A 203-nucleotide genomic window follows, 5' to 3' on the forward strand; every position below is an offset into this window, starting at 1 on the left:
CACAAATGCTCAAGCAGGGAGCTATAGTACTGGAACAACTTCGACTCTATGAGGCTATGGACAAGGTAGGAGCCAAACTTGAAGCCCTTAACATTCAAAAGTATAAAACAACTAACAAGATTGGCTATAAGCGGATCGAGTCTGTGAAAGATCCTTATGGCCATCCTGTCGGTACCAAGGAAGTCACCCCGCCTGAGATAGGG

General features: G+C 45.8%; 1 protein-coding gene. It reads left to right on the plus strand.

Annotation, left to right across the window (positions count from 1 at the left end; translation table 11 throughout):
* A partial coding sequence (locus tag SORDD15_RS10365) for a hypothetical protein (protein ID WP_196756232.1) occupies positions 1-203 on the plus strand: 203 nt, incomplete at both ends.

Origin of the sequence: Streptococcus oralis (genome assembly GCF_001578935.1) — a bacterium.
Lineage (GTDB): Bacteria > Bacillota > Bacilli > Lactobacillales > Streptococcaceae > Streptococcus > Streptococcus oralis_R.